The sequence below is a fragment of the Sphingobium sufflavum genome, assembly GCF_021403115.1.
Lineage (GTDB): Bacteria > Pseudomonadota > Alphaproteobacteria > Sphingomonadales > Sphingomonadaceae > Sphingobium > Sphingobium sufflavum.
Map to the genome: position 1 here is coordinate 1 of NZ_JAJSSH010000018.1, position 21,475 is coordinate 21,475.

25 protein-coding genes are annotated in these 21,475 nt (G+C 69.2%); 4 read left to right on the top strand and 21 right to left on the bottom strand.

Annotated features, from left to right (window positions below; translation table 11 throughout):
* From LWE61_RS19070 to LWE61_RS19135, 14 genes are all read right to left on the bottom strand, one after another.
* The coding region (locus LWE61_RS19070) for an outer membrane protein (RefSeq protein WP_234152241.1) at positions 1-685 on the bottom strand (685 nt) is incomplete at its 3' end.
* Between the two features lie 174 nt (positions 686-859).
* A complete protein-coding gene (locus LWE61_RS19075; protein ID WP_234152242.1) occupies positions 860-1,363 on the bottom strand; it encodes a DUF2793 domain-containing protein in 504 nt (167 codons plus the stop codon).
* Between the two features lie 24 nt (positions 1,364-1,387).
* Positions 1,388-3,592 (bottom strand): phage tail protein, encoded by a 2,205-nt coding sequence (locus LWE61_RS19080; RefSeq protein WP_234152243.1) that lies wholly within the window; start codon positions 3,590-3,592, stop codon positions 1,388-1,390.
* 5 nt (positions 3,593-3,597) lie between these two features.
* Positions 3,598-4,005 (bottom strand): C40 family peptidase, encoded by a 408-nt coding sequence (locus LWE61_RS19085; protein ID WP_234152244.1) that lies wholly within the window; start codon positions 4,003-4,005, stop codon positions 3,598-3,600.
* Position 4,006: 1 nt separating this feature from the next.
* Positions 4,007-4,822, bottom strand: coding sequence for a DUF2163 domain-containing protein (locus LWE61_RS19090; RefSeq protein WP_234152245.1), 816 nt, complete (start codon positions 4,820-4,822; stop codon positions 4,007-4,009).
* Positions 4,819-7,149, bottom strand: coding sequence for a DUF2460 domain-containing protein (locus LWE61_RS19095; protein ID WP_234152246.1), 2,331 nt, complete (start codon positions 7,147-7,149; stop codon positions 4,819-4,821). Before LWE61_RS19095 ends, LWE61_RS19090 begins: the two co-directional genes overlap by 4 nt.
* A 208-nt stretch (positions 7,150-7,357) precedes the next feature.
* Complete coding sequence (locus tag LWE61_RS19100) at positions 7,358-7,969, bottom strand: tail tape measure protein (RefSeq protein WP_234152247.1); 612 nt, start codon at positions 7,967-7,969, stop codon at positions 7,358-7,360.
* The gene (locus LWE61_RS19105) at positions 7,959-8,171 is read right to left on the bottom strand and encodes a phage tail assembly chaperone (protein ID WP_234152248.1); all 213 of its coding nucleotides are present in this window, start codon (positions 8,169-8,171) and stop codon (positions 7,959-7,961) included. The genes LWE61_RS19100 and LWE61_RS19105 overlap by 11 nt, the downstream gene beginning before the upstream one ends.
* Entirely contained in the window at positions 8,168-8,482 is a 315-nt protein-coding gene (locus tag LWE61_RS19110; RefSeq protein ID WP_234152249.1) for a gene transfer agent family protein, read from the bottom strand. The genes LWE61_RS19105 and LWE61_RS19110 overlap by 4 nt, the downstream gene beginning before the upstream one ends.
* On the bottom strand, positions 8,479-8,886 hold the full coding sequence (locus LWE61_RS19115) for a phage tail tube protein (RefSeq protein WP_234152250.1): 408 nt from the start codon (positions 8,884-8,886) through the stop codon (positions 8,479-8,481). Before LWE61_RS19115 ends, LWE61_RS19110 begins: the two co-directional genes overlap by 4 nt.
* A 149-nt stretch (positions 8,887-9,035) precedes the next feature.
* A complete protein-coding gene (locus tag LWE61_RS19120) occupies positions 9,036-9,434 on the bottom strand; it encodes a DUF3168 domain-containing protein (RefSeq protein ID WP_234152251.1) in 399 nt (132 codons plus the stop codon).
* Positions 9,431-9,637 carry a hypothetical protein gene (locus LWE61_RS19125; protein ID WP_234152252.1) on the bottom strand — a complete coding sequence of 69 codons (207 nt, stop codon included), beginning with the start codon at positions 9,635-9,637 and terminating at the stop codon, positions 9,431-9,433. The genes LWE61_RS19120 and LWE61_RS19125 overlap by 4 nt, the downstream gene beginning before the upstream one ends.
* Before the next feature lie 11 nt (positions 9,638-9,648).
* Positions 9,649-10,188, bottom strand: a complete 540-nt coding sequence (locus LWE61_RS19130) for a head-tail connector protein (RefSeq protein ID WP_234152253.1) — start codon at positions 10,186-10,188, stop codon at positions 9,649-9,651.
* 73 nt (positions 10,189-10,261) lie between these two features.
* A complete protein-coding gene (locus tag LWE61_RS19135) occupies positions 10,262-11,401 on the bottom strand; it encodes a phage major capsid protein (protein ID WP_234152254.1) in 1,140 nt (379 codons plus the stop codon).
* 98 nt (positions 11,402-11,499) lie between these two features.
* On the opposite strand from LWE61_RS19135, the gene LWE61_RS19140 reads away from it, so the two are divergent.
* Positions 11,500-11,871 (top strand): BrnT family toxin, encoded by a 372-nt coding sequence (locus LWE61_RS19140; RefSeq protein ID WP_234152255.1) that lies wholly within the window; start codon positions 11,500-11,502, stop codon positions 11,869-11,871.
* Positions 11,822-12,079 (top strand): BrnA antitoxin family protein, encoded by a 258-nt coding sequence (locus LWE61_RS19145; protein WP_234152256.1) that lies wholly within the window; start codon positions 11,822-11,824, stop codon positions 12,077-12,079. The genes LWE61_RS19140 and LWE61_RS19145 overlap by 50 nt, the downstream gene beginning before the upstream one ends.
* A gap of 2 nt (positions 12,080-12,081) precedes the next feature.
* On the opposite strand, the gene LWE61_RS19150 is transcribed toward LWE61_RS19145, so the two are convergent.
* The 7 genes from LWE61_RS19150 to LWE61_RS19180 all read right to left on the bottom strand — a co-directional run bounded on the left by LWE61_RS19150 (position 12,082) and on the right by LWE61_RS19180 (position 18,310).
* On the bottom strand, positions 12,082-12,504 hold the full coding sequence (locus LWE61_RS19150; protein WP_234152257.1) for an HK97 family phage prohead protease: 423 nt from the start codon (positions 12,502-12,504) through the stop codon (positions 12,082-12,084).
* A complete protein-coding gene (locus LWE61_RS19155) occupies positions 12,501-12,812 on the bottom strand; it encodes a DUF6127 family protein (protein ID WP_234152258.1) in 312 nt (103 codons plus the stop codon). The genes LWE61_RS19150 and LWE61_RS19155 overlap by 4 nt, the downstream gene beginning before the upstream one ends.
* Before the next feature lie 3 nt (positions 12,813-12,815).
* Entirely contained in the window at positions 12,816-13,964 is a 1,149-nt protein-coding gene (locus LWE61_RS19160) for a phage portal protein (protein WP_234152259.1), read from the bottom strand.
* 255 nt (positions 13,965-14,219) lie between these two features.
* Positions 14,220-14,942: a helix-turn-helix transcriptional regulator gene (locus LWE61_RS19165; protein WP_234152260.1), complete on the bottom strand. Its 723-nt coding sequence runs from the start codon at positions 14,940-14,942 to the stop codon at positions 14,220-14,222.
* A 511-nt stretch (positions 14,943-15,453) separates the two neighbouring features.
* Positions 15,454-16,173, bottom strand: a complete 720-nt coding sequence (locus LWE61_RS19170) for a helix-turn-helix transcriptional regulator (RefSeq protein ID WP_234152261.1) — start codon at positions 16,171-16,173, stop codon at positions 15,454-15,456.
* A 78-nt stretch (positions 16,174-16,251) separates the two neighbouring features.
* On the bottom strand, positions 16,252-17,604 hold the full coding sequence (locus tag LWE61_RS19175) for a DNA-packaging protein (RefSeq protein WP_234152262.1): 1,353 nt from the start codon (positions 17,602-17,604) through the stop codon (positions 16,252-16,254).
* On the bottom strand, positions 17,597-18,310 hold the full coding sequence (locus LWE61_RS19180) for a hypothetical protein (protein ID WP_234152263.1): 714 nt from the start codon (positions 18,308-18,310) through the stop codon (positions 17,597-17,599). The genes LWE61_RS19175 and LWE61_RS19180 overlap by 8 nt, the downstream gene beginning before the upstream one ends.
* A 372-nt stretch (positions 18,311-18,682) precedes the next feature.
* Between LWE61_RS19180 and LWE61_RS19185 the strand changes: the two genes are divergently transcribed.
* Positions 18,683-20,035: a spinster family MFS transporter gene (locus tag LWE61_RS19185; protein ID WP_234152264.1), complete on the top strand. Its 1,353-nt coding sequence runs from the start codon at positions 18,683-18,685 to the stop codon at positions 20,033-20,035.
* Positions 20,036-20,199: 164 nt separating this feature from the next.
* Entirely contained in the window at positions 20,200-21,276 is a 1,077-nt protein-coding gene (locus LWE61_RS19190) for a nucleoside hydrolase (RefSeq protein WP_234152265.1), read from the top strand.
* Positions 21,277-21,475 lie beyond the last annotated feature (199 nt).

Here is a 21,475-nt window from a genome sequence, read left to right on the forward strand (position 1 = left end):
GGGGCGGCGGGGGCGGCGGCGGAGCCGCTTCTTCGCCACCGAAGTTGTAGGTCAGACCCGCCAGGATCGAGTGCGAACGCAGGTCGGTGTTGAAACCCTGACCAACCGGCACCGAACCCAGGCCACGCGACGTGACCAGATCGATGCTCTCATGGTTGAAGTAGCGATACTTCAGCTCACCATCGATGTGGCTCGTGATCGGGTAACGCAGACCCGCAATCGCCTGCCACGCGAAACCGGTGTCGGAATCGTCGGTGATCTGCGAGTACAGATAGGTGCGTGCAACACCGGCGCCACCGCCGATGAATGCCTGGATGCCGTCATCGCTGCCGAAGTCCAGCAGGCCGTTCAGCATGAAGCTGAGCGAACGGGCGTTGCCGCGCGTGCTCAGATACGGAGCCGGGCCGTGGTTATAATAGGTGTTCACATCGGTGTAAGCGCGCTTGTAGGCGACTTCGCCTTCAATGCGGAACATGCCGAAGTCATAACCCAGGACACCATCGACGTCATAGCCGGTGTTGGTGTTCCAGGTCGAATTGGCGCGACGGTCGGCAACAACCGTGTCCATATCCTCGACGATCGTTGCGCCGCCGTGTGCACCGACGTACCAGCTATCGTCACGAGCCATCGCGGGCGTTGCCAGCGCGGTGGTAGCGAGCGCCATGGCCAAGCCAAGCTTCCGCATGTTATTTCCCCTTTCAGTACTGCCTCAACGGACTGCGAGAACGCTGTAAGCTCCAGAAAGTTTCGTTGCAAGAGCGCAAATTTATTGCAGCGCAGGACGAGGATGGAGAATTGCGTTCCCGGCAACAAATTCTCTCCATGATCCATGGCATCGCGGCGAAGATCCACAGCAAAATCAAGATGAGATCAGGCCATGATCCCGCAACATGGCAAGTATTTCGTTAATAACTAGCCGCGCACTGCTGTCGATGGTGGCACCCCCGGCCGGTGCAGCGATTGCGGCTGATCTTGGACCGATGACGCGATGCCCCCCCAGATAGATACCGTCGGTGCGAACAAGGTCGTCCTGCCAGCCACCCTCGCCCCACACCATGCCCGCACTGCGGTCGATGACATGGCACCGCCATCCGTCGGACGGCGCGGAAAAGCGCCATCCGCCCGCCGTCCATTGGGCGATGGTCCCATCCTGTCCCGCCCACGCCCCGGCCGCGCCGACCGCGACGATCCAGCACGCACCCGGCGCAGGCTCCGTGGGCGGCGCGGTCCGGTCGGCGGACAGCACTACCGGCTGCACCAATGCGTCAAGCGCCTGCAAGGCCTCATTATGCGTCATTTCCTTCTGCGCCTGTCCCGCGGCCAACAAGGGCAGCGACAGACGCGGGCTGAGATCCTGGCTCATGGCGAACTCCTTGGTTTCTGTGATTTAGAGCAAGAGGGCGATGCGCGCGGCCGCGCCGGGGCCATGCGTGCCCCGCTGGCATATCGACAGGGTCAGGACCGCCGATCCCGCCGCCGCCAGGTCGACCGCGATGGCGTCGGGGGGATAGCTCCAGTGGGGCGCCGCCATGATCCCGGAACGGAGCAGCAATTCCCCCGCCCGCACCTCGACGCGATAGGCCTCCTGCTCCTCGCCCAACGGCGCATCCACACCGTCGCGCCATGCCCAGCCCAACCGGCTCCGCCGCACCCAGCGCACCTCCAGCCCCTCCGCCGCGCTGCCCGCCACCGACAGGTGCACGGGCGATGGCGGCACCAGCGCGCGCCCGTCCGCGATTCGCGATGCCTCGGCAGGGGTCGCGTCGCCCAGCCCCTGCGCGGCCAGTTCGATCAACCGCCCGACCTGCGCCTGTCCGTTCCCCAGCGGCAACAGCCGGTCCGGGTCCAGCAGCAGAAAGCCCTCCCCCGCGCCATGCCCGCCCATCGCAGTCTCCGTGCCACGTCGACCGCGCAGCAAACGGCCCAGCCGGTATCGCCCCGGCCCGACCGGCGTGGCCGACCCGAACTGCACCAGCTCCTCCCCGATCAGGCAGGCATTGCCCCCCTGCATCAGCGCCGCATCGCTCACGGAGGAGAGCACCGCCTCCCCATCGTGCAGCACGACCTCGACAGTCGATGCCATGTCGAACAGCCGCGCCGTCCCGCTAGCCAGCGCCGTCGCCGTCACGCCCGCCACCGCGGCCCGCCGCACCGAACCGAGCGGCGCATAGCCTCCCGCCTCGTCGCGCACCAATATCGCCGCCCCCCGCCAGCCACCGCCCGCGCCGCATGCCGCCGCGAACAATTGCGGGCTATCCACCGCGACATCGCCCGGTTGCGGAGTCTCGACCAGCATCAGGTGGGTGGGACCGGTCAGGCGATCCCGTTCACGCACCGCCGACCCGCTGTCCGCCACCTCCGGCATGGCGGCGGGCCGGGTCGGCACGGCGGTCAGGCCCAGCCGCACGGCCATGCCTTCCCATTCGACCGCCTCCACCCGCCAGCCGCCGCCCTGCCCCTCCAGCGCGACGACATCGCCCGGCCCCAGCGCCAGCGCATCCCAGCCGCGCGCCATCGTCACCGTCCGCCGCCCCAGCATCCGTCGGCGCAGCAGGTCGGTGGCCCGCTGTTGCGCGCCCGCTGCATCCAACGTGGCGGGCAGGTCAATGTGAGCCTCCTGCGCGCCCGCGCCCTGCCGCTCCGCCGACTGGATACCCGCCTGATAATCACGCGCCGGGTCGTAATGCCGCACGGAGAGGCGGCGCGGTACAGCCTCCACCGGCTTGCGCTCCACCGTCCGCCCCGCCAGCGCCTCGCCGCGCGCCATCGCCAGATCGTCCCCGATCCGCAGCAGCATCTCCCGCGCCGCGCCGCCGGTCAGCGCCATGGCCGCCCCCATCGGCCGCAGCAGCAGGTCATGGCTGTCCAGCAGCGGCTGCAACGCCTCCCCCGCACTATCCCCCGCCGCCGCATAGCCGCCCACGACAGGCATATCCCCGCCCTCATGCAGGGCGACTTCCCCCCCGCCCGCCAGAACCGATGCGATGGTCGGCACCGCCACGCCCCCTTCATCGGCAAAAATCTCGAAGGTCAGCGACGGGATGCGATTGCCGAAGTCCGCCAGTTGCAACCCCTCGAACAGGACATAGGCCAGCCCGCGATGCGCCGGCGTCAACCAGCTCCCCCGATCGGCGGCGATCAGCGGATCGACCGGCTGGTCCGCCGCGCCGTCATGGACCCGGAACGCGCCGATCCCGACCTTGAAGTCGCCCGCCACCCCACGCAGCAGATTGCCGTCCGCCCATATCCGCCCGATCCCGGCGATCGGGCGGGAGGACAGCGCCACTGCAAAGCTGGCCGCATAATGATAGGTGGTGACGGATGGCCGCCCCTTGCCACCGCCCGATGTTTCCGCGCTCTCCATCAGGTCGGTGGACCAGATGACCGTGCCCGCCACCCGCATCGCCCCGAACAGGCGCGGTATCTGCGTGCCGAAACTCGACGTCTGGACGCGCAGGTCCACGATGCGCGGCCCCTCACGTCCGGCGGGTTTGAAGAGGATGCCGTCGATCGCCTGCCCGGCCAGCGCGCCCACCGCCGCGCCCACCGGCCCGAACAGGCTGCCCACCGCCGTCAGCACCACAGTCGCCATGATTGTCACCTTTCCTCTGGAATTGCCCGTCGCCAGCGCGACAGTTCGGGCCATTCGGCGGGCATTGCCATCCGCACCACCCGGCCCAGCCCCGCATGGGCGTGGATGATGGCGTCGCCCGTATCGATCAGCAGATGGGGCTGGAGCGCGCTCACCCGCACGACCACCAGGTCGCCCGGCCGCCGCCCCGTCCCTGCCCCGAAGCCCGCCGCCGCCATCCAGCCCGCCACCATCGGCGCCACGCCCGCGCGCAACCGATAGGGCGGCGGATCGGGCACGCTGAGGCCCGCCCGGCACAGGCTCAGCCACAACAGCCCCACGCAATCCACCCCTGCATCGCACCGGCCATGCAGTCGAAATGGCGTGCCGATCAGCGTCGCCGCCGCCCGGCATATCGCCCCGCCCGGCCCCATTTCACGCCCCCGGATAGCGGGTCAGCAGGTCGTTGCCGGGCAGATAGGGTTCGCCGCGAAAATTGACCGCATTGCCGAACCGGGCGGAGCAGGTCGCGATCCGCTTGTCGCACCCCTCCTCGATCAGGACGGGTGTGCCCGCGCCGATCACCCCGTCCGGCGGCTCGTCCAGCAACAGCGCACCCGCCTCGCCCCCCGCGATCCCGTCCCACAGGCCGCACCGCGCACCGCCCAGCCAGCGCAGCCGCCCGCCCGCATAATCCGCGCCCTCGACGCCCGGCGCCAGCAGTCGCTCGCCATCCACGCCGCCGATGCGCAACATCCGCCGCCGCAGCGCCATGTCCACCCGGCAATCCGCATCGCCCAGGCTGGCCCGGCAGGTGGGCGACGTCGCGGGGGCCACTGCCCGACCGAAAGCCGCCTTCGCGCCATGCAGCGCCGCGACAAAGCTGCCCTTCACCTGCCGCACCGGCCCCAATGTGCCCCGCGCCAGTTCCAGCCACAGCACGCCCGGCTCCGTCCATTCCGTCAGGTACAGCGCCACCGCGGCCCCATCCCAGCGCCCCTGCGCCAGATCGCGCGCCGACAGGCTGTCCGCAGACAGCGCGCCCTCCACATCCATGACGGCCGCATCCAGCGTCCCCGTCTGCCGGATCGCGGAGGGCAGCATGCCGGGGCTGGCGGCATAATCCAGCCCGCCCACCGCCAGCGTCCGGTCATGGCTGGTCAGCCCCATCGCCACCCCGTCCCGCCGGTCGAGCCGCCAGCAAAAGGCCAGCGCGCACAGCGGTTTCGCAAGGATCGCCGCCGCGCTCATTCCCGTATCTCCACCAACGGCACGGACGCGACCTCGCCCGCCGCATGGGTCTCCGCATGCACGTCCAGGCTATCCTCCTCGAACCGCACCGGCACGTCGAAGGCAAAGCCCGCCGTCACCACCACGTCCACGCCGGGCGGCGCATCGAACAGCACCTCCCCCAGCCCGTCCAGCGCCCAGCCGCCCGTCGCCGCCACCCCGTCGAGGGCGATCCGCACGCTGCCCGCCACGGGTCGGGTGATCCGCCGCACCTGCGGGTCCGCCGCCTCGCCATAATGTTTCACCAACGGGAAGCGCGTCTCCATCCCGTCGCCCATACCGATGCGCTGGTCGATGGCGCTGATCGCCTCGCCCCAGCCGGCGCTGTGATGGTCATAGGGATCGGTGAAGCGGAAGCCCCGCGCCGCGCCGCGCCGCGCCCGGAAAAAGGCGATCAGCATCGCCAGATCCGCTTCCGACCGCACCCCCGGCCCCGCGTCGAAGCGCATCCGCGCGTCCGCCCAGTCGCTGCTGCGCTGCTCCCGCCCCGAAACACTCTCCACCGTCTGCGTGGAGAAGCCGGGCGACACGCTCGCCTTGCGCCCGATGGCGATCGGAAAGGCCACATCGTCGAATGCTTGCACCGTCACATCCTCCCCCGGATCGAACCACAGGAAACCATCGCGCGCCACCTGCGGCAGCGCCCAGATGAAGGTCGCCGCATCGCCCCCCGCGCGCGACACCGCCGCCGCCTCGGCAATGCGCCGCCACTTGCCCGGCATGGCGGGGTCGTCCCCGCCGTTGAGCACAAATCCCGACAGATACTGCTGCGCCTCGCGCGGATAGCCCAGCCGCTGGGTGATCGCCGTCCGCCCGGCCCGCGACAGGGCGATGCGCCCGTCCGTCACCCAGTCATAATCCTCCACCTGCAATGTATCGAAGGCCGGGGCGGCCCATCCCACCGGCGCATTGGCCCGCCGTATCTCCGGCGCGTCCACGTCCAGCACGCTGGGCAGGAAGACGAGGAGCAGCGTCTCCGCATCCGCCGCCGCCGCCCGCACCGCCGAACACAAAGCCGCCGTCGACGCCGCCAGCACAGCGCCCGCCGCATCCAGCAGCGCCTTTTGCTCCCCCGTCAAAGTGCCGCGCACGGTGGCGATCACCGGCGGCGCCCCCCCTAACGCCGCCCGCGCCGCATCGTCATACAGGCAGGGATGGCCATCCGCCGTCACCCACCACCATGGCTCGCCCACCTGGAACCGCACCGCCAGACCTGCCGCCTGCACGATCCCGACGAACGCCACCGCCACCGCCTGCAAATAAGCCATCGCCCCGCCATGCGCCGGGGACAGCAGGGTGGAGGGCGGTGTCCAGCCGGTCAGCGCGGGCGACCCGTCCGCCGCCCGCTGCTTCCAGTCGTTCCAGCAATGGGCGTCGAACAGTTCATAGGACAGCGACAGGATCAGCCCATAGCCCAGCGCCTCCGCCCGCGCCGCAAAGTCCCGGTGCCACGCCGCGCATGGCCCGTTCAGCGCCCCGCCGGTCAGGCTGGCATACAGCCCGCCACTGGTCGGCTCGAGCCGGAAATAATGGCTCATCCCCACATAATGGTTGATCGCCCCGCGATAGCCCAGCGCCAGTATCTGCCGCAGCACCCGCTCCGGCGTCAGATGATAGGCGTCGTCATAGCCGGTCGCCATGGACAGCCCATGCTCCGGCACCATGATGTCGCCGATGGTCAGCATCGACCCCGACCCGTCGGAGCGAATATCGCTCAGCTCCGCCCAACCCTCGACCCCACCCGCAAAGGCGGTGCCCAGCGCGTCATACGCCTCCGGCACGATGGAGAGGAACATGCGGTCGATGTCGTGCGGCCACACCCGGTCCGCCTCGCCCGGCAACAGATAGCCACCGTCCAGCGCATCGAAGTCCAGGTCGATCAGCGCGTCTTCCGGCGTGCCGCTGGCGTAATTCCACAGCCGCACATACCAGGCGCGCGCCACGCCCGCGGCGTCCCGCCCCTCGATGGTCAGCGTCGGGCCGTGCAGCGCGTCGAGCGGCTTGACGCCACCGCTCCGCCAGCGAAACCGCAAGCGGCAATGGGCATAGTCGCGCCGCGTCTCATAGCCGAGCAGCGGATGATCCCACCGATCCTCCGACGCCCAGATCAGCCCCGCCAGTTCGCCGCTGCCATAAAAGACCGCATCGACGCGCAGCGCATCCGGCCCTGTCGTCACGACCGACGCCATCATTGGCCGGGGAAAATCGACGGTCCAGTACGGCGCGGCAAACCGCTTGCACGGCGCCGCCTCCTGCCCCGCACGGTCGCGGGCAAGCCAATAGGGCATGATGATTCCTCTCAAATCCAGACGTCATCCCGGCGCGGGCCGGGGTCGTGGGCGGCGGCGGCCATCGCCGCCCTCCCCATCCTCGTCATCCCGGACCTGAATCGTCCCGGACCTGAGCCGGGGTGACGCTTCCTCTTCAAGTCACGACGACAGGGCAAAAACAGGATGCGGGATCAGGTCCGGGATGACGGACAGGACCACCCGCCCCCTATTCCGCCAACGCCGACCGCACCGCGCGCGCCACCTGCCGCGCGCTTCGGCCCAGCAGGCGGCTATTCTCCCCCTGCGGCGCGTTGACATGGATGGCGATCCGCACATCGCGCCCGCCGCCGCCCACCATCGGCGCCACGCTCCCGCTGCTGGTCGGCACGAACACCTCCGGCCCGCGTTCCCCGACCAGAAAGGCGCGGCCCGGCGACACCGGCCCGCCCGTCGCCCGCCCCGGCAGGCCCAGCACCGACCCCAGCAGGTTCGCGCCCAGCGCCAGCAGCCCGCCATTGCCGCCGACGGTCCCGCCATCCCCGCTCCCGCCGGACGAACCGCCCGTTTTCACCCCCACGCCGATGCTCGCCAGCCCGGCCTTCACCGCACTCGCCGCAATCTCCGCCATCACGTTCAGCACGATGCGGCGCAGGTCGTCGAAGCCCGTCTTGCCGGTCCGCACCGCGCGCAACAGGCTCTGCTCGATCATCCGCCCCGCCTTGTCCGCTCCCGCAACCAGCGGCCCCTCCAGCGATCCGCGCATCGCGTCCACATCGCGCGCAAAGCCGCTCACCTCCGCCCGCACGCCCACGGTCAGCGTTTCGATCTCATCCGTCATCGGGACATATCTCCTTCAACCGCGCCAAAGCGCCCGCATCCATGCCCGCGACGCCGGAGACCCCGCCGCCCGCCTGCTCCGACAGGCCGCGCAGGATCGCCGCCAGCTCCCCCGGCGTCGCCGCCCAGAATTCGGCGGGTCGCCACCCCAGCAGCACCGCCGCCAGCGCCATCAGCCGCCCCGCCTGTTCCCCGAATGTCACGCCGTTCCCGCGAGAATCTGGTGCAGCACCGCGCGCACCACGGGCATCACCCGCGCCAGCCCCGCCGCCATCACCGCCTCGCCCAGCGCCTCGCGGTCCCACTCGCCCCGCTCCACCAGGCAATGCCAGAACAGGCCCGCAATCTCGCCCAGCGCGATGCGCCCCTCCGCCGCCCGATCGACCAGCGCCAGCAGCGGCCCCAGCTCGCCTTCCGCCGCGACCAGCGCCGCGAAACTGGGCCGCAGCACGCACTCGCGCGCATCGAGGCACAGCCCGACCTCGCCCCTGACGGGATTCGCCGCCCCGCTCACAGCGCCACCACCGGTCCGCTGCTCTCCAGGCTCAGCGTATAATTGCGCTCGCCATTATAATCGCCGGCATAGTCGAGCCGGGTGACGAGGAACTTGCCCCGCATCCGCTCCCCGCTCTCGAAGCTCAGTTCATAATCGTCGATCGCGCCCGCCAGCGCATGGTTGCGCAGTCGCACCTCCGCCGTGGAGCCGGTGAACACCCCCGCCCCCGACACGCCGACCGACCGCACCCCCGCGCCCGGCAACAGCGTGCGCCAGCCGCCGCTGTCCTTGCTGGTGATGTTCACCGCCTCGCCATTGACGGAGAGCTGCGTCGTGCGCAGCCCCGCCATGGTGCTATAGGCGACGGGCGCATTGCCATCGCCGACCTTCAACAGAAATGCGCTGCCCTTTTCCACACTCATGATGCCGTCCTTTCGTTGGAGTAACGGGCCGACCGACGGCCCCGTGAAAATCGAAAATCGGGACGACCCGGCTACCCGGCGCGGCTAACCCCGCCTCGCGGGTCCGCACGGGCTACATGCCGATCAGCCCATCGTTCCGAGCCTGTCGTTCAGAGAATGCGCGACAATCGCGCCAGATAATCGACCATCATCGACCATTGCCCGTCCGCGCTCCTGACCGTTCGCGACCGGTCGAAGCGGACGATGCCGATCCGCCATGCGCCCGCCTCGCCCGACAGCGCGTCCATCACCACGCCCACCCGCGCCGCCGCCGCGTCGATCCGGTCGGGCGCGTCGCCCCGGTCGATCAGGGTCAGCGGCACCCGGACGCTCAGGCCCCGCACGCCCTTCGCCCCCCATTCGCTCGCCGCCATCTGGCCCAGCATCAGCGCGGGCGGCGACTGTTTCACCGCCCCGCCATCCTCGACGCTGTTGACCAGCGCCATCAGCGCCGCATCCCCCCGCAACGCGGTCAGCAGCACCTGCCGCAAGGCCAGAACCCCGCTCATGGCTCCATCTCCCGAAAATCGCGCAGATCGTCCCGCGCCACCCAGCGCCGCACCAGCCCGCGCCCGCGCGCCACGATCCGGTCGCCCTCGCGCCGCACCGTCGCGCCGGGCAGCGCCGCCGCGATCCGCGCCCGCACCCGCTCGCGCAGCCGTTCCGCCCGCGCCTCCGCCGCCATCGCGACGCGGGCCATCAGCCCGCTCATGCCAGCCCCCCTCACGAAAGCCGCATCCGGCGCCACGGTCGCCACAGTGCACTCACCGCCGCGGGCGGCCGCACCTCCAGCCCCTCGCGCCGCGCATGATATTCGCCCGCCAGACGGATGATGCCATGCCGGATCGCCTCCGGCACGCCCGCGCCATTGGCCGCGATCCCGGCGCGATAGGCGACCTTCACCCGGCCCACCGCGCCCTGCCGCGCGACCCGCACCCATCCGTCGCCATTGCGGTCGATGTCGATGGCATAGGCGTCCACGGCCAGCGCCTGCTCCGCACCATTCGCCGCGACCGCCATCACCCCCGTCACCGCCCGCACCGGCCGGATGGAGAGGCGCTGCCACTCCCCCGTCACCGGCATCACCTCCGCCACCGCCCGGTCCACCAGTATCTGCCCGGTGAACCGTTCCGCCATGTCCGTCGCGGCGGCCAGCAGGTCGCCCAGCAACCCGTCCTCATCGCCCAGCGAAATCTTCAGATAGTCCTTGAGGTCATCCAGCGCGACGACAGGGGTCGCGGCGCTTTCCATCGTCACGGTCATGCCGCTGATCCTTTCTTATGGGAAAAGGCACTGTCCGCCCCGGAAATACCGGGGCGGACAGCATCGCGGCGGGTCAGGCGGCCGCGAACTTCATCAGCTTGATCGCCTCGCTGTTCGCCACCGCGCCGCCGATCCGCTTGACGGCGTAGAAGTTGACGAACGGCTTGTTGGTATAGGGATCGCGCAGGATGCTCGTCTCGCCGCGCTCCGCGATCACATAGCCCTGGGTGAAGTTGCCGAACGCGATGGACAGGCTGTCCGCCGCCACGTCGGGCATGTCCTCCGCCTCGATCACCGGATAGCCCAGCAGCGTGGCCGGCGTGCTCGCGACCAGCGACGGCTGCCACAGGAACGCCCCGTCCGACGTCTTGAACTTGCGGATGCGCGCCAGCGTGGACGAGTTCATCACAAAGCTCGCGCCCTGCCGGTACGACGCCTTCAGCGACTGGACCAGGTCGATCAGCCTGTCCTGCGGGTTGCTCGCCGCAAAGCCCGCCGACAGGCCCGACGCCACATATTGCAACGTGCCGAACGCGCGCACGCCATCCGCTTCGCTGGTGGTGGTATAGGTCAGGAAGCCCTTGGGCTTGTTGGTGCCATTGCCGCTGATGAAGGCCGCGCCCTCCGCGCGCGCAAACTCCTCGGCGATCTCGCCCGCCAGCCACGCCTCCACATCGAACGCCGCATCGTCCAGCATCGCCTGGCTCGCCGCCGGATTGGCGTATAGCTCGCCCGACGGCGGAGCGATCTCGTTGAACACCGGCGTGGCGCTTTCCGGTCGCGCGCCCACCTCGCTGGCCCAGCCGGACAGGATGCCCCCGCTCGTCACCAGCTTGCGATAGCCCGCCGATCCGGTCCGCACGACATTGGCGATCTGGCGGATGGGGGAGATATTCTTAAGCAGATGGTCGATCTGCGCATCGATCTCACGCGGCACGGCATAGCCGCCCGCCGCCCCGGTCGCGCCGGAAAAGCTTTTCAGCTCCACCCCCGCTTCCAGCCCCTGCCGCAGGTAGCGATCCACGAACGCCGCGCGCGCCGGGTCCACCACGCTCCCCTTCACCCCGTCGAGCGGAGGCCGCGCCGCCGCCACGCCCTGCGCCCTCAATCCGGCGTCCAGACCCTCGATCCGCGCCTCCAGCGCCGCGATCCGCTCGCCCTGCACGATCGCGTCAAAGCTGTTCTCCAGCGTATCCGCCTTCACTTCCACCATGCTCATGTCTCCTGCTGGTAAACAAAAAAGGCGGCCCCGCAGGACCGCCCTAATTTTTGTGATACGAAAATTATTGAAACTTGGATTTTATGTGCTACATGAAAGTTGATCCAATTGCGGATCATTCAGAGGGAGAAAATCAATGCAAAGCAGCCCTGGCGCTTCGCATCTTTGGAGATACTCCCTTCATGCAGATCGAGTACGACCCCGCTAAACGCGACCGCACCCTTTCAGAACGCGGTCTTGATTTCGAAGCCATCGTCCAGATTTTCGATGGCCTTCATATAATCCGGCCCGACGACCGGAAAGATTATCGCGAACCCCGCTACATCATGCTGGGCCTGCTCGATGATCGCCCCGTCGTCTGTGTCTGGACTCCGAGGGGAGACGCCATCCGCGTTATCCCCATGAGGCATGCCCATGACGAAGAATGTGAAAAATTCTGGCGAGAACTGGATAGATCCGGATGATGCGCCCCCGCTCACACAGCAATGGTTCGACGGCGCCGATGTCTATCGCGGCACCACCCTGGTCCGCCGTGGCCGCCCAAAGCAGGAGAAGACCAAGCAACATGTGTCCCTCCGCCTCGACCCAGAGGTCATAGAAAGTTTTAAGGCGGCTGGCCCCGGCTGGCAGGTCCGCATCAATGAAGCTCTGCGTAAGGCTGCGGGACTATAGTCCTACCCCTCCACCGCATGCACCCGCGCGGCGGGTTGCATCGGGTGGGCGACCAAGCTGACCTCCACGATGTCCACCGCCTCCAGCCGCCGCGCCACCTCGCCGGTCTGCGCCGCCACCACGCGATAACCGAAGGACAGCCCGTCCACCGCCCCCGCGCGCAGCATCTCCGCCGCGCGCGCCGCGACGCCGGGCCGCGACTCCAGCCGCCCGATCACGCGCAGGCCGCGCGCATCCTCCGCGATGCTCTCCACCGTGCCGATGGGCTGGGCCGGGTCGTGCTGCCACAGGATGGGCAGGCTCTCGCCCGACCCCAGCCGCCGCCGCAAACTCTCCGCAAAGGCCCCCGGTACGATCACGTCCCCGCCCCGGTCGCGCCGGTCGAACAGCGCCGCATAGCCCGCGAAGCGCACCCCACCGTTCACGCCTGCACCTGCGGCATCACGCCCGCGCGCACCGCCAGCCCGATCAGCAGCAGCATCGCCGCCACCTTCACCAGCCAGCCCAGCACCGCGCCCCGCGCCGCCCGCTTGGCATCGCGCCAGCCGCCCAGCAGTTCGCGCAACTCCTTCACATCGTCCGCCGCGCTGCGATCCGACAGGCCCAGCCGGTCCAGCGCCCGATCCGCGCCGATCATGCTCGCCTCCTCGATGATCGCGCGGATCATCACGATGTCGCCGCCTTCCGCCTCCGCCTGTCCCACCAGGCTGGCCAGCATGTCATGGTCCTGCATCGCCTATCCCTCCTGCGCCGGGGCGATCCCCAGCATCGCCCGCTTTTCCGTCTCCGACAGGAAATCCGCGCCCGCCACCCGGTCCCACAGCGCCGCCCGGTCGTCGGCCAGCGCCGGCAACCGGTTCAGGTCCACCTCCAGCGTCAGGCCGGGCATCCACCCGCGCAGCCCCTGCGCCAGCCCGCCCAGAATCATCCCGGCCAGCGGCAGGACCGTCTGCCGCCACAGCGCCTTGTTCGCCTCGCGATAATTCGCATAGCTGTTGTCGCCGGGCAGCCCCAGCAGCATCGGCGGCACCCCGAAAGCCAGCGCGATGTCCCGCGCCGCCGCGGCCTTCAGCGCCACGAAATCCATGTCGGCGGGCGAGAGGCTGAGCGCCTGCCAGCGCAGCCCGCCCTCCAGCAGCATCGGCCGCCCCGCATTGTCCGCGCCCTGAAAGGCCGCCTGCAATTCCTCGCGCAGCCGGTCGAACTGCTCGCCGGAGAGGGCCGCCCCGTCCGCCCCCTCAAACACCAGCGCGCCCGACGGCCGGGCGGCGTTGTCCAGCAGCGCCTTGTTCCACCGCGTCGCCGCATTGTGGATCGCCACCGCCCCCGCCGCCGCGCCCAGGCAGCCCAGCCCATAATGATCGTCCAGCGGGTTGAAGGCGCGGCAATGGATGATCGACGTCCGCCCCGTGCCATCCTCCGTCACCCAGCGCGCCTGGCGCTCCCCCACGCGATAGCTGTACGCGACCGGCCATCCCGCCGCGTCCGGCTCCACGCTCACCCGCTCCGGCCGCAGCGCGAACAGGCTGACCGGCGCGCCGTCCGGCCCCGCCCCGATCTGCGCATAGCCGTTGCCGTGGAGCAGGATATGCGCGGCCAGCGTCGCCATCAGCACCTGCCCGCCGGATCGCTCCGTCACCAGCGCCACCGCGCGCGCCGCATCGTCGGGGGAAGCCGCCGTCGCGATCAGCGCCGCGCCGCCCACCGCCTCCCCCACCAGCCGCATCGCCCGCTGGGCGACGGGATTGACCAGCACGGCGGCCCGCACCTGCGCCTCATAGCCGCTCGGCCAGTCCCCCAGCGGCGCGACCAGACCGTTCATCCAGGCACGCGACAATGCCGGCCGCGACGCACCCGCCGCGGCCTTTCGACCAAACCATTTCATATCGGGATACTCCCAGGGCGTTTTCAAGTTGACCGTTTACGGTCGACGGCTCGGAAAATACGGCATCGAAAGACAAAGGCCTTTTCGAAACCGATGGGATCATCCGCCGGTTCGAAAAACGCGGAAACACAAATCAGGAAAGAATCGCCCGTCATGGGCGCGCGCAACGTCAATTCATGCTGCGTCTTGCGGCGGGGACAGACAGGGGACCGGGCGGGGAGACGATAGGCCGTTCTTTCCCCACCATCCGTCCTCTCAAACCCGTATCAACCCCATCCCGACCCCCTTCACCGCCGCAGAGGTCCGGTCCGTCACATTCAGCTTCTCGAATATCCGGCGCAAATAGGTGTCTACCGTCCCCGGCGAGAGCTGCAATATGTCCGCGATCACGCTGTTGCTCTTGCCCTGCGCGACCCAGCCCAATATCTCCACCTCGCGCGGGGACAGGCCATGGCCGTCGTCCGGCCTGCGCCGCCGCAAGAGGGAAAAAGCCTTCAGATGCGCGGCCTGCGCCGCCATATGCAGTTCGGTGCGACGCGCGGTGCGGAAAAACTCCGGGTCCGCAGGCTGCCCCAATATGCCATAGGCGTCGCGGCCATGCGGGCCATAGAGCGGCAGCGACAGCGCGTCACCCGCCTCCAGCCCCCGCATCAACCCCTTATACTGCCGCTCTTCCGGCGACAGGTTGAACCGCTCCGCCACCCGGCTGGGCGTGTCGGGCTGTCCGGTCGCCATCACCACGCGCAAGGTCGGGTCATGCTGGCCATAGCCCATCTCGGCATAGGCGTGGACGATGTCGGGCGGAAACCCTCGTTCCAGCAGCGCGACGACCTGCCCCACCCGTCCCCGGTCGAACACTATATAGGCGATGGCGCCGAACCCGGCCTCCGTGAAATGGCGCAGCATGAGCGACCAGAGCGCGCTGAGGTTGCGCGCCCGCTCGATCCGCCCGAATATCTCTCCAATCTCCAGAGCCATCGCTCCTCCAGAGGGTTGCTGCCCTATATCTTCGCGCGGTGCTCCGCCCAGTCGACGCCCGGTCCCTAACGTCAGTCCGGTCGCAGTCCGGGACCGGCCCGAAGGCGGCCATCCCCGAAATTCCACCACCTGAGCCGCATCCTGTCGAACGCACGGCTCCCGCTATCTGGTCCCTAATATTCAATCCACAAGACCGGCCTGATTCTCCCGGTCCCCGCTATCTCATCCCGAAGCCCGAACCCGCCCCGATACAGGCTCCGGCACGGGCGGCAAGGCGGACGTTCACCCGGCTCGCCCCGACCCGCAGGGAACAATAGCCAACTCTCCATCACAGGCTCAACGAGACGCCCTTTGGCCACCGGACCGCAGCCCCCAAAGGCCCGTTCTCACCCGTCGCCCCCGCAAAATCCACTCGCACCGATCCACACCGGCCGCCACGGCCAACGGTATCCCGCCGCACAAACCCCGCGCCAGCCAACCCACACCGGCCACGCACCATCGCGCCCATCGGTCAGGCTGCGATCAGCCCCATGCCGATGCCGCGCACCGCCGCGGACGTCCGGTCCGACACGCCCAGTTTCTCGTAAATCCGCCGCAAATAGGTATCGACCGTCCCTGCGGAGATGCACAGTATGTCCGCGATCACGCTGTTGCTCTTGCCCCGCGCCACCCAGTCCAGGATTTCCCGCTCCCGCGCCGACAGCGGCTTGCCCCGCTGCGGCTCCGTCAGCGTGAATTCGCATATCCGCAGATGCGCCGCCTGCGCCGACAGGTGCATCTCGCGCAGAGACGCCTCGTCCGTCACGCTCTGCGCCCCCATCCCGCCGATGGCGACATAGCCGTTGCGCCCGTTGGGACCATAGCAGGGCAGCGTATAGCCATCGCCCATCTGCACCTCGCGCAACAGGGTCAGGAATCGCCGTTCCTCGTCCGTCGTCTCGACCCCGGCCCACACCTCGCTCCAGCGCAGCGGCCTGCCGTGCGCCAGCGTCATGCGCGGCACGATGTCGATCTGCTCATAATTGCTGCCCAGATAGGCTTCGATCACCGCCGCGCTGAACCCGTGATGGACCGGCGGCGCCACCGGACCCGGCGACTGTCCCGGTTCCCCCGGAGCACAAGTGAAATAGCAGACCGCGCCATAGCCCCGATCGCGAAAATAGCCGATCATCAACCGCCAGAGCAGCGGTAATGTCTCGCATCGCGCTATTTGTTCTACAACATTTTCCACGGCGTTCTCGCCTATCGGATCTCCAGTAAACAACCTAACATGATTCAGTTACGCAACCAGTATCTTTTCCACATACTGTTACAATAGTTTGAAGCCCGGCTGCGCCATCCGTCCCAATAAGAGATCGGTGAGCGCCCAGACCAGCGCATCGGCCCGGTCCGGCGAACGGCCCGGTCCCGCATAGCCGCCGCCCGCCACCATGCCGCACATCTCGTCCTCCAGCAGGGGGAACAGGCCCGCATGGACCACCCGCCCCGCCTCATACAGGGTCGCGACCGGCTCCGCCCGCGCCACTTTCCCGCGGGAGGCATGGACCAGCCGGACCGGCAGGCCCGCATCGGCGGCGCGCAGCACCGATTCGACCATCGCCCCGCCATTGTTCGCCTCCGCCACCACCCGGTCCGCGCCCCATCGGTGATGCGCGCGCGCCACCGCCCGCGCCCACACTTCCGGCGTCGCCCGTTCCACGCTGGCGTCGTCGATCACATGGCCGCGCCCGTCCGGGCCGATACCCGCCACGATGATACCGCACGCATCGCCCGTCGCGCTCGCCGGGGGATCGACCCCCACTACGACGCGGCGCAGCAGCGGCTCCGCGCCCATATTCATGTCGCCGCCCTCCGCCGCGACCCGCCGCACCCGGCACCGGTCCAGGAGGTCGCGCGTCCACAGCGCCCCCTCCAGGTCCAGCAGCATCTCACCCTCCAGCTCCTGCCGCCCCAGCCGCGTGCCGCCATAATCGCGCGCCATCGCCGCCAGAAAGGCCGCGGGCAGGGCCCCGCGATTGTCCGCCGTGCGCCCCCGCGTCACCACCACGCCGGGCTGTTCCAACAGCTTGCGCAGCAGCGGCACCGGGCGCGGCGTCGTCGTCGCCAGCGCGCGCGGGGCGTGCCCCAGCCGCAATCCCATCATCGCATTGTCCCACACCGCCAGCCCGTCCGGCCATTTGGCGATCTCGTCGCCCCAGACATGGCTGTGCTGCGGCCCGCGCAGCGCATCCGGCTCGCCCGCGCCGAACAGGGTGGCCCGCGCGCCGTTGGGCCAGCGCAGTTGCCGCCGGCTGGGCTGCCACAGGGGCCGCGCCCATGGCGGCGCGATGGCCAGCAGGCCACTCTCCCCCTCCACCATCACCGCCCGCGCATCGTGCAGCGACGCACCGATCAGCGCGATGCGCGCCGACCCGTCCGCCTCCGCCACCGCGCGCACCCATTCCGCGCCCAGCCGCGTCTTGCCGAAACCGCGCCCCGCCATCACCAGCCACAGGCTCCACGCGCCCGGCGGCGGCAGTTGCGCGGGCCGCGCGCGATGCTGCCAGCGCGTCGCCAGCCGCGTCATCGCATCCGCGCCCAGCAGACGCAGCAGCATCGCCCGCTCCTCCGGCGACGCCGCCGCGACCCGCTCATAGTCCGACCGCGGCGCCTCCCTACCCATCCGCCGCCTCCTGATGCGTTGCCCGGTCCTGCGTCGCGCGGTCCTGCGCCGACTGATCTTGAACAGACTGGCCCGGCGCTGCTCTGCGCTGTGCCGACTGGCCGTGACGTGGCTGAGCCTGAACTGACTGGTCCTGCACCGACTGGCCCGGTGCTGACTGCTCCTGCCCTGCCCCGCCCGGCATGGCCCGGTCGTCCGCCATCAACCGCGCCTGCACCCGGTCCAGCTCCTCGTGGAAGCGCGCGACGGCGGCGGGATCATCCTCGATCCGCTGCGCCGCCATGCCGCGATACCGCTCCACCGTCTCGCGATGGCTCTGGAGCAGCCGGATCGCGACCGCATGGGGGAAACTGCGGACGCTCTTCTCCTGCTTCACCTTACCCTCCGCGTCGCGCACCGTCTCGGTCCGTTCCGCGCCGTGCAGCGACTGGTCGAGCATCAGCATCTCCAGCGCGGCATAGCCCTCGTCCAGCGCCTCCAGCCAGCGCGCGGCAAAGGCGGCGTTGCTCCGCCGCCGCGCATGCGCACCCTGCCCCGACGTGCCCACCTGCTTGGCCGCATGGCTGATGTTGGCGGTCAGGGCCAGTTCGGCAAAGAAGCGATCCTCCGCCCGTTTCGTCCAGCGCCACCCCTTGCGGGAGCGCAGCAGCGCGTCCTTGCGTCCCGCCGCCTTCCTGTCCGCCACCCGTTTTCCCCGCTCGCTCATGTCCACCTGCCCGGAAAAAGGAAAAGGCGGACCGCGCCATCCCGCGCCGCCCGCCTCACCGCCGCGCCTCCCAGGGAAGCCCTGGGAGGCGGAGTCTTCAACGATGGACAAGGGGTGCCATATCAGCGTGACAATGTCAAGACAAAAGTACCAAATAGGTTATATCATTCGGCCATGATGCACCGCAACGCGCCCGCCCGCCCCGCCACCTCCCCCGGATACCGCCTTCACACCGCGCCACCGGTCGCAAACATCGGGCGCGTTCCATTGCCTCCCCGCCAACCGCGCGCTAGCAAGCGCCGCAGGAAACAGGGAGAGGATGATGACGGACCGATTGCGCCGGGCGAATCGCGCGTGCCGGATGGATCGCGCATGACGACGCCGGACTCCGCCCTGAACGCCGCCGTCCCGCCTGCCGCCCAGCCCGCCACCCCGCCCGTCGATGCCGCGCCGCCGCTCGTCTCGCCCCGGATGCGCCGCTACGCGCTGTTCCTGCTCTTCTGCGCCTACACCATCAACTATGTCGACCGGCAGGTCATCACCATCCTGCAAGACCCGATCAAGGCGGAACTGGGCCTGACCGACACCCAGCTCGGCCTGATGACCGGGCTGAGCTTCGCGCTCTTCTATGCCGTGCTCGGCGTTCCGATCGCCCGGCTGGCCGACCGGCACAGCCGCACCATGATTATCACCATCTCCATGACGCTGTGGAGCGCGATGACCGCCCTGTGCGCGACAGCGGGCAGCTTCACCACCCTGCTCCTCTATCGCATCGGCGTGGGCGTGGGGGAGGCCGGGCTGACCCCACCCGCCCATTCGCTCCTCTCCGACTATTATGAGCCGGAAAAGCGCGCCGCCGCCCTCTCCATCTACTCCTCCGCCGGGACGGTGGGCATGATGATCGGGCTGCTCGCGGGTGGCCTCATCAACCAGTATTTCGGCTGGCGACCGGCGATATGGATCGTCGGCCTGCCTGGCCTCCTCCTCGCGCTCATCACCTGGACGACGCTGAAGGAGCCGCGCCGCGGCCAGTATGACGATCCCGCGCTGGAGATTGCCGCCGCCTCCCGCGACGGCCTGTGGGATGGCCTCGCCACACTGGCGCGCAACCCCGCCTTTGTGTGCCTGATGCTCGGCTGCGGTTTCCACACCTTCGTCAACTATGGCATCGGCAACTGGACCGCGCCGTTTCTGGGCCGCATCCATGGCCTGTCCAGCGCCCAGATCGGCATCTGGCTCGCCGTCCTCGCCGTCGGGCCGGGGCTGATCGGCATGATCGGCACCGGCTATATCGCCGACTGGCTGTCGCGCACCCGCCCCCACGCCCGGCTGGAGGTCGCCGCCGCCGCCATGATCCTCAGCATCCCCTTCCAGACCGGGGCCTTGCTGGCGACCGATGCGACCGGCGCGCTGCTCATCCTCTCCGGCTCGTTCGTCACGGCGGGGGCTTATCTCGGCCCCTGCATCGCGGCGGCCCACGCGCTGGTCCCGCCGTCGCTGCGCGCCTCCGCCTCCGCCATGATTATGCTCGGCGTCAACCTGATCGGGCTGGGCCTCGGCCCGCTGGCGGTGGGCCTGCTCAGCGACCTGTGGGCCGGCGCGGGTGACAATGCGCTGCGCTACGCCATGCTCGCCATCGTGCCGGGCGAGATCGTCGCCTTCCTCTTCATCGCCGCCACTATCGCCCGCGCAAAACGGCTCAAGGCAACGGCGGATCATATCTGACGGGGGGTGCAGCCCTCTCCCCCACCACAGACAGGCATATCCCGTCATCCCGGACCCGATCCGGGATGACGTCAGGGCAATGGCAGGGCTCTAGCCCGCCCATCCTCTGGACAACACTCGCAATTTTGGTACGACCAATCATCGCCGAACAGAAGGGGATTGGCATGACACACAACCGCCGGCAGATTCTGGCCAACGCCATCATGGCATCCGCCCTGCTCACCGTCCCCGGCCTCACCCGCGCCGCGACCGCCCGAACTCGCGCGGGGCCGCCCCTTTCCCCGCAACCCCATCCCTCGCAACCCTATGCCCCTCCCGCTGGCCCGCGTTCGCGCCTGATCTTCGTCAACGACCTCAGCGGTGACATCGATGGCCTGTTCGCGGCGGTCCATGCGATCCTCTCGCCCACGTCCCAGTTGCGCGCCATCGTCGGCACGGGCACCGGGCGGCCCGGCGAAACGGCGCGCCGCTCCACCGAACTGGCCCGCGAAATCCTGTCGCTGATGCCCCGCCACGCCGCCGCCATTGCCGTGCAGGAGGGTGCACCGGCAAAGCTCTCCGACATTCACAGCCCCATCCGATCGGCGGGCACGCAGGCGATCATCGACGAGGCGCTGCGCACCGACACCAGCCTGCCCCTCTATGTCGCGGTCGGCGGCGGCCTGACGGAGGTCGCCAGCGCCCTCCTCCTCGAACCGCGCATCGCGGACCGGATGACGCTGGTGTGGATCGGCGGCGATGCCTATCCGGCGGGCGGCACGGGGGAGACGAATTTCAACATCGACCCGCTCGCCGCCCAATATATCTTCAACGAAAGCCGGGTGCCGATCTGGCAGATACCGCGCGCCGTCTATGGCACCTGCCTCGTCTCGGATACGGAGATACAGGCCCATGTCGCCCCTCACGGCCGGATCGGCGCATGGCTCTACGCCCGCATTTTCGAGGCGGCCGGGCGGTTCAACGGCGCGATCAACGTGGGCGAGACATGGTGCCTGGGCGACAATCCGCTGGTCGTCCTCACCGCGCTGCACGACTGGGTGCCCAGCGTCTATCGCCCGACCTTTCGCTATGAACGCAACGGCTCCAGCCCGTCGGAGGAGGTGTTCGCGCCGCTCCTCAACCGCGACGGCACCTTCACGCCGCGCACGGACGGGCGCAAGGTCCGCATCTTCACCGCCATCGACAATCGCCTGATGCTGGGCGATTTCTTTGCCAAGATGCAGGTGAACTTCCCCGCCTGACGCGGGCTTCGCCGTTCGCTGGAATGGGATGACGTTTCCCTGGATCGCCCTTGCGGGCGCAGCGGCGCAATCTATGGGCACCGTCCTGGACTGGTCGGGCTTCGTCCGCCTGCGGCTCGCTGCGCTCGCAAGGGCGAGGGGGGGGGGGGGGCGATCGACCGCCATCATGCTCTAAAGGCCGGGCCGCTCATGCAAAAGC

Coding starts and splice junctions, on each gene's coding strand:
- LWE61_RS19075 (WP_234152242.1), bottom strand. CDS start 1,363: ATGAGCCAGGATCTCAGCCCGCGTCTGTCGCTGCCCTTGTTGGCCGCG.
- LWE61_RS19080 (WP_234152243.1), bottom strand. CDS start 3,592: ATGGCGACTGTGGTGCTGACGGCGGTGGGCAGCCTGTTCGGGCCGGTG.
- LWE61_RS19085 (WP_234152244.1), bottom strand. CDS start 4,005: ATGGGGCCGGGCGGGGCGATATGCCGGGCGGCGGCGACGCTGATCGGC.
- LWE61_RS19090 (WP_234152245.1), bottom strand. CDS start 4,822: ATGAGCGCGGCGGCGATCCTTGCGAAACCGCTGTGCGCGCTGGCCTTT.
- LWE61_RS19095 (WP_234152246.1), bottom strand. CDS start 7,149: ATGCCCTATTGGCTTGCCCGCGACCGTGCGGGGCAGGAGGCGGCGCCG.
- LWE61_RS19100 (WP_234152247.1), bottom strand. CDS start 7,969: ATGACGGATGAGATCGAAACGCTGACCGTGGGCGTGCGGGCGGAGGTG.
- LWE61_RS19115 (WP_234152250.1), bottom strand. CDS start 8,886: ATGAGTGTGGAAAAGGGCAGCGCATTTCTGTTGAAGGTCGGCGATGGC.
- LWE61_RS19120 (WP_234152251.1), bottom strand. CDS start 9,434: ATGAGCGGGGTTCTGGCCTTGCGGCAGGTGCTGCTGACCGCGTTGCGG.
- LWE61_RS19125 (WP_234152252.1), bottom strand. CDS start 9,637: ATGAGCGGGCTGATGGCCCGCGTCGCGATGGCGGCGGAGGCGCGGGCG.
- LWE61_RS19130 (WP_234152253.1), bottom strand. CDS start 10,188: ATGACCGTGACGATGGAAAGCGCCGCGACCCCTGTCGTCGCGCTGGAT.
- LWE61_RS19135 (WP_234152254.1), bottom strand. CDS start 11,401: ATGGTGGAAGTGAAGGCGGATACGCTGGAGAACAGCTTTGACGCGATC.
- LWE61_RS19140 (WP_234152255.1), top strand. CDS start 11,500: ATGAAAGTTGATCCAATTGCGGATCATTCAGAGGGAGAAAATCAATGC.
- LWE61_RS19145 (WP_234152256.1), top strand. CDS start 11,822: ATGACGAAGAATGTGAAAAATTCTGGCGAGAACTGGATAGATCCGGAT.
- LWE61_RS19155 (WP_234152258.1), bottom strand. CDS start 12,812: ATGCAGGACCATGACATGCTGGCCAGCCTGGTGGGACAGGCGGAGGCG.
- LWE61_RS19160 (WP_234152259.1), bottom strand. CDS start 13,964: ATGAAATGGTTTGGTCGAAAGGCCGCGGCGGGTGCGTCGCGGCCGGCA.
- LWE61_RS19165 (WP_234152260.1), bottom strand. CDS start 14,942: ATGGCTCTGGAGATTGGAGAGATATTCGGGCGGATCGAGCGGGCGCGC.
- LWE61_RS19175 (WP_234152262.1), bottom strand. CDS start 17,604: ATGGGTAGGGAGGCGCCGCGGTCGGACTATGAGCGGGTCGCGGCGGCG.
- LWE61_RS19180 (WP_234152263.1), bottom strand. CDS start 18,310: ATGAGCGAGCGGGGAAAACGGGTGGCGGACAGGAAGGCGGCGGGACGC.
- LWE61_RS19185 (WP_234152264.1), top strand. CDS start 18,683: ATGACGACGCCGGACTCCGCCCTGAACGCCGCCGTCCCGCCTGCCGCC.
- LWE61_RS19190 (WP_234152265.1), top strand. CDS start 20,200: ATGACACACAACCGCCGGCAGATTCTGGCCAACGCCATCATGGCATCC.